We start from the raw sequence: 10,713 nt of genomic DNA on the forward strand, positions 1-10,713 counted from the left end.
TTAAATTGCTCATCAAGATTTGTCTAGTCTCCAGCACGGTTCGGCCCTGTTGGAACAACAGCAATGGGCCATACACACCAACGAACGAGAATCGCGCCAACAAGACCTGTTAGAACCAGAACAGTCAGAAGATGAAACAAGGTCAAATTTCCAATCGCAATGGGAATCCCTTGTGCCTGAAGGGTACCTAGAAACATCACATACCGGATCATCCCCATCAGCACGAGCGTGATCACCGTACAAATGAGACCTCCCCAAACAAGACCTTTGACCTGGGGAACCATAAATGACGCATTCAACAAGACCATGGCCAGTAACGCAGTCGTTACCCCCACAAAGAAGAACACAGAGGGCCAACCCGCCCCATCAATCAGCCCTCCCCTCGGTCCCTCACCTAAGACGAGAAACAACCAGGGTCCGATAAGCACTTGCGGAACCAGCCCCGTTAACATCCATCCGACCCCGTAACGAACACGGTCATCAGAAGGATTGAAGCGGGATGGAACGGTTGAAGAGGATTGGTTCGACGTACCGGACCATCCGAGCAAACCAAGCAACGTCACCACCAACCCCCCTGCCGCCAAGCTGGCAAAAAGGAGGTGCAGGCTTTTCGGAATGACACGAGTCCAATCCACAGGCGACAATCCAAGGAGAAACCACCCACCGCCCACGTACCCCTCATGAGCCATCGCATCCCATCGCCCAACCCATACGACACCTGCTACCCCAAATAGCATACCTGCACAAACCAGCCAGACAAGTCCTGAATGTCCTCCAGGATATTTCTGCGGCCGGCTTTTCCAAAGACAGATTCCCCCTAACACAAAACCCAGTATTTCTTCATAGCTCCACGGTCCCACGGCAATATGAGATTCAGGCAGCGGAAAACCAAGGATGGCGGGCACAAGAAGACCGACAATCCCGGACAACACCAAGAAACCAACCGTTAAGCGAAAAACCAGCGGGCTGAGAAGGTCGCGAAGACCTTTATGTGGGGGATCGCTCTGCCATCGACACAGCAGGTCCGTCATCAGGAACAGAAGCGTCAACCCTAACGGCAACACCATTCGCCATACATCCAAGACCGTAAAGAGGAGAAACCCGTCAACCATATCCGTTCTCTTTCCTTAATACATGATTGAAAAAATGGAAAACTTCTACCCAGGCCATGCCGGATGAACAAAAAGACTGTAGGGAATAGAACACGTCCCGGAGGGCAATGTCATCCCCAACCCGTTAAACAGTCTTCATGACCCGATTTTACCCGGGGAAGGCCGGAACAATCTGAAACCATCCCTGATCATGAAGAAGATGAACCGGAGTCTCAAAAAGGACGGACAAGCTGAGATCATTCAAAACGTCACCCTTAGGACCATCTTTTATGATCCGGCCCTGCTTCAACAACACGACCCGCTCAATCTCCGGAGGAATTTCATGGACATGGTGCGTCACCAATATCACCGTGCCTCCTTGACGTATAAAATTCCGAATGATTTGAAGATATTGAAAACAAGCCTGCACATCCAGCCCGGTGGTTGGCTCATCTAAGACAAGAATCTGAGGCTCGTGAACCAAAGCCCGTCCTAGCAAGGCTCGCCGTTGTTCTCCGCTCGACATTTCCCCGAAGGCGCGATCTCGAAGATGGGCAATCCCGAGCATGCGCATCATCTCAAAGCTTTTGGTTCGATGTTGCAGACTGATGGTTTGATGGTCATACACATCCAAGCTGGAGAAAAACCCGGAAATAACAATATCCAGCCCGGTCGTATGACAGGGATAGACCTGTTGCATTTCCGCTGAAATTAATCCGATCTGTGCGCGTAGGTCCCACACATTCCAGTGCTCCTTACCCATCAGCCGGACATATTGATCCGGCCCAACGACGGGATACAGTTCCCTCGATAACAGCTTCATAAATGTCGATTTCCCTGACCCATTGGGACCCAGGATAACGGTCGAACACCCCTGGTTAATCACCAAAGAAAGATCATGGAGAACAGGCTGAGCTCCGCGAAATACGGTCGCATGGTGGATTTGAATGAAGGGGGAACTTTCCGAATTCAACATGTCATCTGACATCCACTAACTCTCCTCGCTCATGAACAATGCACTAGGGCCCACAGGCCGTATCCAACAATTAACGTTTTCCGGAATTGGTAGAGTCCATAGACCTCAAGCGAGAGCGGTGCATATCCCGGCATATCCTCTTACCCCAAAACCCGGCAAGTCTATCCTTTACCAAAACAAACCGTCTCACACAAAGACAAATTGTTCCATCTTGAATACAGAACCAAACTGGAAATTCACATAATGCTCACAATCAGACCATCGTTTATAATGAATCGACACAACCATTACTGGCACATCAGTTGCTTCTTAAAAGATTGAGAAAGAGAAGGTAAACCAAACAAGACGGCAGCCTTCACCATTTTCAACAGACGTTAAAACCCAGGGAGGTCGCAATGAAATGGATGTCTTCAGGATGCGCAATCGGGACTATGGCCTTTGTGTCCGGAATCACATTGGGAATCGCAGCCGGGCTCCTGTGGGCTCCGCAATCCGGGAAACGAACCAGAGAAGATCTGCATGATCTTGCCTCCGATACATTAGAGCAAGCCGAAGACTGGCTAGATAGTACCAAAGAAACCGTTGACGATTTTGTCAAACGAGGAAAAGCGGCCGTCATGGGCGCCTAATTCGGGCACGTTTTGTACTCGAGCGGTCAGACAGGAGGCAAAGCGTGTAGCCCTGAACGAAGCGAAGAACACGCCGTGGCGGGCGATGAGATTCTGAACGACCTAATCATACAGAACCGTTCGAAAAGCCTGCGCTGAGCATAATCGAAGGGGCTCGGCCCAAGTTCATCGGAGGCTTTGAGTCAGGTGTGGCCTATCCAAACTTGTCGCAGAATCTTCCCACGGGGTCAGGGAGACAAATATTTGGAGACGACCTCGCTAATGGAGCAGGTGCTTGCCCTTGGCCGGAATAAGGCTATCCCTGGTTATCCACATACTCCCAAGCCTGCTTCAAACCCTGGAGCCTTGGACCCCCGGAACAACCTGAAAAAATCGAGGAACAACTGATACCTTCTAGACACTTCCTGCCCAGAGGGATACAATCAGTTTCTGTTGTCTGTCCCATTAACCTTCCAATATTCCGGTATCTATTGAACGTGTTTCCACAATACAAGTTATTCCCGAAATTTTGAGCGGGATTCTCTGCAGTGGTCTGCTGTACATTGACCAAACACACCTCCTTCACATTCTCAAGAAAATCCCCCTCTCTGACGGATAGTTTCGCCGGGGGAAGATGGCACGAATCCGATAAGACACCAGGCACAACACCGGTCCAGTTCTTGGACCACCACAACAGATAAGGACATACGATCTTGCCATGGCAGGCCTAACACACACTCCCTTTCATCAACGAATCGTCATCGGCGTCGAAATTGAGGCCTACAGTATCAATGTCACCGATCACAAGATCGGCAGGCGCCTGTCAAAACCCCGGCCGGGTCTTTCTGAGTCCGGCGAACGATTTACCCGTGATGCCTCCATCGGCAGCGAATATAACAGCCGCCCATTCACAACCATCCGGGAAAGCTTGTTTTTACTCAAGGCCGGTTTGCGGAAATATCTACGAGGCCTGTATCGCAGTCGAGAGGACGAACAGGACTATCGTGTGCCCTTATTTGTGGGAGGCTGGACGAACCGGTTTGCCGGCACCCACCTCCACATCTCTGTCGCCAATCGTAAACTCACCAAACAAGAAGCCACCGCGCTCAGCTGGCATCTCCATGACCAACTCCCGTTACTCATCGCGACCGGAGCCAATTCTCCCATATGGGACAAAAAAGTCACAGGAAAAGCCTCTAACCGGTTTCTTCGAGGCAATGCCACCTACTTCACGCCTACGAAACGAGGCGATCTCACATCGGTCGATACCAGAGAACTGGTCTATAGCAAAGGCCGGAAAACCAAACCTCCCACTCTGGAAATTCGGGTCTTTGATTCCAACATTCCGGAATTTGTCGTGGCTAATTTATGTCTGGTGAAAGCAGTCTGTCTGCGATGGCTAAGGGGAGAAGCCGCCGCCAATCGAATGAGCCATGCCGATTACCTCCTCGCCCGCACAGAAGCCGCCACTAAAGGGATGAAAGCCAGGCTTCCCTGGAAACGTGAATGGATGCCGGCCCCGGACTATTTAGACCAGTTCTTGTGGGAGCACCGTGAGGAATTCGATGCCATGGATATTCCTGAAGAAATTTATGAGGTCCTGCGCCTGCTCAAACGCCGGTATAACGGAGCCCGCCTCATTCATGATGCGGTGGCTCTGGCCATTCGCGAGCACCCGCAAACCTGGCAACGCCGGTTCGCCAAACGCTATCGCTCAGGATTGGGTCATTTGCTCAGTGGGAATACCTTGCAGGATTTTGCAGCAGAACTCGAAGTGCCCTTTCCCAGCACCGAACGGGTCTGGCTGGGCCGGAAACGAGCATCCATCGATGAGTAAACGCTATCCCGCTCCGTTAATCGGGATCACCTGTGAAGCCGTGTCTAAACGCAAGGACTTCGCCAACTACGACTTGTTATGTGATCACCGCTATGCGGCCGCCGTCACCGAAGCGGGCGGACACCCCGTATTGCTCCCGATTAACCACAGGGAAACCCTTCGCAATCGCTATCTAGAGGGCATCGACGGGTTGGTTATTGTCGGAGGAGACGATTTGGATCCCACCTGGTATGGAGAACGTCCCAAAAAACGCACAAAAGTGGCGTTTCAAAACCGGTCCAAATTTGAAGCCTGGTTATACAAGGCCGGGAAAACTCGGCGGTTGCCCATTTTAGGAATCTGCTATGGCATGCAGCTGATCAATGTCCTGGAAGGCGGAACTCTTCATCAACATATTCATCCCCCCAAGAAGGGCTACAATGTGGATCATGAAGGCAAGAAAAACGGGCTGCATCCGGTCCGAGTCATTCAGGGCACTCGATTAGCAAAAATTCTCGGAAAGGGTCGCAAGATAGTGGCCACACAACATCATCAGGGCGTCCGGACTCTGGCCCCGGATTTCATTCCTGCCGCCATCGCCAGCGACGGACTCATTGAGGCGATGGAACATCCCAAATACCCTCAGATTTTTACCATTCAGTGGCATCCGGAACGACAACTTCGCAGCCAAACCACACAACGGCTCTTGCGGGCCTTCGTCCGATCCTGCCAACACTACCAGCGAAGAAGAAACTCGTAAGGCCTTTCACTCGTCCAATTGTCCAACCCAAACATCGTAATCCATACGGGCAAGGAATCAGAAAATGAAACGGGGAAGAGTGGCAGGCTGTGCCATGCGGCAATCTGAAAGGCACTCATCCGGCATGGGAGTGTTGAATAATAAGGATGTTCAAGGGCAAAATTGCCCAGGATTAGATGACTCATCAAAGGCTCCGGGTCGGTTCAAAAAAGCATGCCCTGAGTCTGCCCGAAGGGTCCGTCCAGCATGGCCGCAGCCGTTTTTACGCGCAGAGCGTACGCTGAGTACGTGAGCACGGGAAAATGACGAGAACGCCGCTGGCGGCTTTTTTCAACAGACCCTGCATGAGACATTGGCACGGTGAACCGGCAAGCCCGCACCATATGGTCATTCTGAGCCGGAGGCGAAGAATCTGTGCCAAGATTGAAGAGGCACATCTGGGCGAGATCCTTCGGTTCTCTCAGGATGAAAAAGCTTATTCAGGATAGAGACATGTTACAAACGCATTCCCCAATCCTCCATCCGGTATGCGGGCTGTAGCATTCCTGGAATTCTTACCACAAGATGATCATAATCCGTTGAAATTTCACCCAATGATGTCCTGGCAACATCCCTGGAAACTCCAAGCCAAGGCCTCCCTCATCATCATCCTCATTGTGGGCGGGGCCATTCTGGTTACCGAACTCTTGCATCAATATTATGTGGCGGAATTGGCCAAAGATGTCATTCACTCCAAATCTCTTGTCCTTCTGCGGCAAATCGGCGCGCGCTTTCAATCAGAAAAGCATTTTCACAATGCGATATTGCGGGAGAAATATTTAAAAGATTTGATGAGCCGGAACCCGGACCTCATCTTCCTCCGTGTGTATGGGAAAGGCGCCAAACCCGATGAACCGCCTATATTGCTGACGCAAGTGGGAGATACCAAGGACGCTTCAAGTGAAATCCCGTTGATGGTCACCCACACCTTCCAATTCGAAGAACCCCAAGGCCGCTTTCACAATCAACCCGGTGACGATCGGCTCAAACTCTCCACGCCTCTTGCCATACAGGGAAAAACCACCGGGGTCATCTACGCCGAATATTGGACGGGACAACTCACCACCATCACCCGATTCTTTCTCAATTGGTCGCTCATCATCAGCCTGATCATGGGATTCGGCATCGTGGCGGCGTTAAACTTCTTTCTCTACCGGCATGTGATCCGTCCACTTGGACGCCTAAAAGCCGGGCTGGCTGAAGTCGAAAAGGGCCAATGGGCCACCCTGGTCTCGATAGAAAAAACAGACGAAATAGGCGATTTAGCCCACCAGTTCAATTCCATGGCACAACAGATCCAAGAGGTCATGAGGGAAAATGCCTCATTGAATCAGGCGTTAGCTCAGGCCCGGGATGCCCTACAGACCAGAGTGGAGGATGCGACAGCAGAACTCCGGCAACGGAATGAAGAACTGGCCGCCGTCAACGAGCGACTCTCCATTGCGCAACGTGACATTCTCCGGCAACAACGGTTGGCGGTCTTGGGCCAACTGGTCGCCACCATCGCCCACAAGATCGGCACACCCTTAACGGCCATTTTCGGACACCTGCAACTGCTCCAGGAAGATCCGCATCTTCCCCAGGAAGTCCTGGAGCGGGTGCGAACCATGCTCAAACAAACCGATCGTCTCACCCACAGCATCCAGGATTTACTCACCTTTACGCGAACACCCACCATCTCCGTCGAACAGGTCTCGGTTCCGACCCTGATCGACCAGTCGTTGCTATTATTTCGCCCGCTTCTCCAAGAGCACGGCATTCAAGGCCTGACCCACTTTGCACCCGATCTGTGGCCGGTCCAGGGAGATGCCTTTCATCTTCAGGAGGCCATCAACAACCTCATCGATAATGCCATCGATGCCATGCCGGACGGCGGACAATTGACCATTCAGGCCCGAAACGCCGAAGATACCCCTCAAGCGGGACCGGAGGTCATCATTGATATTCACGATTCAGGGCCAGGGATTCCGCGGGAACACATAGAAAAAATCTTTGACCCCTTCTTTACCACCAAAAGCGTGGGATCGGGAACGGGCCTGGGGTTAGCCATCACCACCGAAATTATTCAATTGCACAAGGGCCACATCACCGTGCACAGCGAAGAGGGCCATGGCACCCGTTTTCTCATTCGGCTGCCGGCCTGGAGGAACTTGGATCATGCATAAAGCCACCATCCTCATCGTCGATGATGAACCGGACACACTGATCCTGCTTCGGGAAATCATGGAAAAAGAAGGCTATCAGGTCTACACCGCGACGAGCGGTCAAGCCGCCTTACAGACCTTCGTCGATCAAACACCGGATGTGGTGTTGTCGGATATTCAAATGCCACACATGGACGGGCTGGCCCTCCTGGCTGAAACTCGGAAACGCAGCCCCCTCACCCAGGTCATTCTCCTCACCGCCTATGGGTCGTTGTCGACCGCAGTAGAAGGGATCAAAGCCGGGGCCTTCGATTACCTCTCCAAGCCGTTCGCATTGGAAGAAATTCGTTCCGTCGTCCGACGGGCCTGTGACCATAAACATACCCTGGAGCAGGCACGCGTATCGATCCAGCCGCTTCTGCCAAAAGGCAATGGCATCAATCAGATACAAGGCAACAGTCCGCCGATGGTGGCCGTCTACAAACTTATCGCCCGCGTCGCCCCGACGGAATCCACCGTCCTCATCCATGGTGAAACGGGAACAGGAAAGGAACTCATTGCCAGGGCCATCCATGCCAACAGTCTCCGAAGCGACGGGCCGTTTATCGCCGTGGATTGCGGCACCCTCACAGAAAATCTGCTGGAAAGTGAATTATTCGGTCACGAACGAGGAGCCTTCACGGGAGCCATCACGCTCAAGAAGGGACTCCTGGAATCGGCCAATCGAGGCACCTGTTTTCTGGATGAAATCGGCGATATCTCCCCGAACCTGCAGAGCAAACTTCTCCGGGTCCTGCAAGAGCATGAAATTCGCCGTGTGGGCGGCATGGAATCGATCAAAGTCGATGTCCGCATCATTGCCGCCACCAACAAACACCTCAAAAAACTGGTAGAATCCGGGAAGTTCAGGGAAGACCTGTACTATCGGCTCAACGTCGTCACGCTGCATCTGCCATCGCTGAGAGAACGGGTCGAAGACATTCCCACACTCATCGACTACTTCCTCACCAAATATACCCAGCTCAACAACAAGGTCATCACCGGCGTGCACCCGCAGGCGTTAGCCCTGCTCACCAACTATTCGTGGCCGGGAAATGTGCGTGAACTCGAACATACCATCGAACGAGCCGTGGTCATGACTCCACATTCCCTTATCATGTCTCACGACCTCCCGTTAGCGCTCGTCGCGCCTCCCGCGCTACCCGACCAATCGCCATCCCACCCGGACTGGAAAACACTCGGACAGCTCGAACGGGAACACATCCTCAAAGTCCTCGATGCCCAGCAAGGCGACGAAAACCGCACCTCGGAACTCCTGGGCATCCACCGGAAAACCCTCCAACGCAAACTCAAAGAATACGGCCTCCGCTAAAACCCATTCCGGCATTCCCGCCATCTCCATCAGCCCTCGCCCATCCCCCTCCCAAGTTGTCATCCTGAGAGAATCGAAGGATCTAGCAAAATCATAGGACTCCTCCACCATGGCCACAGACTCTTCATCCTAATTCCTCCGTCATCCTCACCATCCGTCCTCGCCCATCCCTCTCCCCTCGTGGTCATCATCCTGAGCGCAGCGAAGGATCTGTGCCCAGCCACGTGAACAATGAACCAGCAAAATTCATATTCTCTGTATTTGAAATCCTGAACCTTGCGAGTGGGCTCACGCTCCATGGTTTTACCTCGATACGCATTAATCTTGGCCCGACGCCTGCCGGCTGTTCCCAAGGAGGGACGCTCTTCGCATCTAGCGGACCCTGTCTGAGCCTGGCGAGTTGATCCGCTCTTCAAAGTGTTAGCGTCCCTCCTCTTCCATGTGCCCAGACGGGGCGTCAATGGTTTTGGCAACTTTTGCCGAAACAAAAGTGGCTCGGCTGCCGGGCCGACCCCCGGCATCTATCTTCCCCAGTCCACATTCCTACAGTCCTCGCTTTTTCATATGGGTCTCTGCAAGGTTCTTTTGATCCGACGCCTGCCGGCTGGCCCCAAGGAGGGACGCTCTTTTCAGCAGCGGACCCTGTTTGAGCCTGGCGAGTTGGTCCGCTCTTCAAAAAGTTCGCGTCCCTCCTCTCCCATGCGCCCAGACGGGGCGTCAATGGTTTTGGGTCCTTTTGCCGAAACAAAAGAACCTCGGCTGCCGTGCCGACCCCCGGCTCTACAAAATCTGTACTTTAAGCAATAGGTTGGGTACATTCTTCTAAGGAATCCCTTAGAACAAAAAAAGAGGGTCACGCCATGTCAACGGCAGAACAAATCATGCGAGAAATTCAAAAGCTTCCAGAACCTTTGGCGAAGGAAGTCTTAGATTTCATCGGGTACATTGAGTTGAAACATGGGCTCAAAGATCGACTAGCTGAAGAACTCAAGCTCGCTCAAACTCCGGCCATGAAACATGTATGGGACAATTCCGAGGATGAGGTGTGGAATGACGTGTAGCGCCAATAACCTTGTACTCATGCCCTTCCCCTACTAAATGACCTAAGTCCCTCAAAAAAGGGCCCCAACCTGGTCCCCACCGCACCAGAGTCGACAGGAGCTATGAATGGCCAAAAATCGGCTAAAAGCCAAGACTCAGATATCAGGCTGGCTAATCCCAAGCCGATGCATAAATATATCTTTCAAGGAATGAAATGAAGGATTGGCTTTTTCAGGTGGAATCTCCCCTTGGCTTCACAATCCGATGTACACAAGACTATTGGTCGTTTATCGTTTCAGAAAAGCACCCAGTATTACTTGGAAGGGAAGATGAAATTCAGCAAGTACTCAAGGAACCCACTGAAATTCGTCGAAGTAAAAAAGACCCACACGTCATATTGTTCTATGGTGAATCTCAGGCACGATGGCTTTGCGCAGTTGTCAGAAAGGAAAATGGGACAGGATTCTTGATTACCGCCTATCCAACCGACATAATAAAGGCAGGAGAACCAATATGGACAAGATCAAAGTAATTCATGACACAGTGGGCCATACCTTAACGGTATGGTTAGATGATCCTGCCCGAGAGCATGTCTGCGAAGAAACGAATGAAGAAGTCATTCTCATGAAGGATAAAGCCGGTCACGTGATCGGATTTGAAAAACTCCATTACACACCTTCCAACTCACAGAAAGCACTGGCCGTCGAAACCGTGGTTCAGACCGGGCCTTAAGCAACCCGGAGCGTAAGACGTTCCAACGCCATGCACCCTTCTCCGCCTTCTCTTCATTAAAACGGTTGTCCAAAAACCTCCATTTCCCCTCTCACCTTATCGCGCAGCCCGATCATTTGCGCCATCCGTCTCAA

9 protein-coding genes are annotated in these 10,713 nt (G+C 52.1%); 7 read left to right on the forward strand and 2 right to left on the reverse strand.

All coding sequences use genetic code 11. The features are described 5' to 3' along the window. Nucleotides 1-23: 23 nt before the first annotated feature. Entirely contained in the window at nucleotides 24-1,112 is a 1,089-nt protein-coding gene (locus tag H6750_17660) for a hypothetical protein (GenBank protein ID MCB9776134.1), read from the reverse strand. 148 nt (nucleotides 1,113-1,260) lie between these two features. Further along, nucleotides 1,261-2,067: an ATP-binding cassette domain-containing protein gene (locus H6750_17665; protein ID MCB9776135.1), complete on the reverse strand. Its 807-nt coding sequence runs from the start codon at nucleotides 2,065-2,067 to the stop codon at nucleotides 1,261-1,263. A 395-nt stretch (nucleotides 2,068-2,462) separates the two neighbouring features. Here H6750_17665 and H6750_17670 point away from each other — a divergent pair, with 395 nt between their 5' ends. From H6750_17670 to H6750_17700, 7 genes are all read left to right on the forward strand, one after another. Continuing rightward, complete coding sequence (locus H6750_17670; protein MCB9776136.1) at nucleotides 2,463-2,696, forward strand: YtxH domain-containing protein; 234 nt, start codon at nucleotides 2,463-2,465, stop codon at nucleotides 2,694-2,696. Between the two features lie 697 nt (nucleotides 2,697-3,393). After that, nucleotides 3,394-4,512, forward strand: a complete 1,119-nt coding sequence (locus H6750_17675; protein MCB9776137.1) for a hypothetical protein — start codon at nucleotides 3,394-3,396, stop codon at nucleotides 4,510-4,512. Continuing rightward, the gene (locus H6750_17680; protein MCB9776138.1) at nucleotides 4,505-5,251 is read left to right on the forward strand and encodes a gamma-glutamyl-gamma-aminobutyrate hydrolase family protein; all 747 of its coding nucleotides are present in this window, start codon (nucleotides 4,505-4,507) and stop codon (nucleotides 5,249-5,251) included. Before H6750_17675 ends, H6750_17680 begins: the two co-directional genes overlap by 8 nt. Nucleotides 5,252-5,844: 593 nt before the next feature. Beyond that, nucleotides 5,845-7,455 carry a HAMP domain-containing protein gene (locus H6750_17685; protein MCB9776139.1) on the forward strand — a complete coding sequence of 537 codons (1,611 nt, stop codon included), beginning with the start codon at nucleotides 5,845-5,847 and terminating at the stop codon, nucleotides 7,453-7,455. Next, nucleotides 7,448-8,806, forward strand: coding sequence for a sigma-54-dependent Fis family transcriptional regulator (locus tag H6750_17690; GenBank protein ID MCB9776140.1), 1,359 nt, complete (start codon nucleotides 7,448-7,450; stop codon nucleotides 8,804-8,806). The genes H6750_17685 and H6750_17690 overlap by 8 nt, the downstream gene beginning before the upstream one ends. Nucleotides 8,807-9,666: 860 nt before the next feature. Continuing rightward, nucleotides 9,667-9,867 carry a hypothetical protein gene (locus H6750_17695; GenBank protein ID MCB9776141.1) on the forward strand — a complete coding sequence of 67 codons (201 nt, stop codon included), beginning with the start codon at nucleotides 9,667-9,669 and terminating at the stop codon, nucleotides 9,865-9,867. A gap of 493 nt (nucleotides 9,868-10,360) precedes the next feature. Then, nucleotides 10,361-10,579: a DUF2283 domain-containing protein gene (locus H6750_17700; GenBank protein MCB9776142.1), complete on the forward strand. Its 219-nt coding sequence runs from the start codon at nucleotides 10,361-10,363 to the stop codon at nucleotides 10,577-10,579. Nucleotides 10,580-10,713 lie beyond the last annotated feature (134 nt).

Source organism: Nitrospiraceae bacterium, assembly GCA_020632595.1.
Lineage (GTDB): Bacteria > Nitrospirota > Nitrospiria > Nitrospirales > UBA8639 > Nitrospira_E.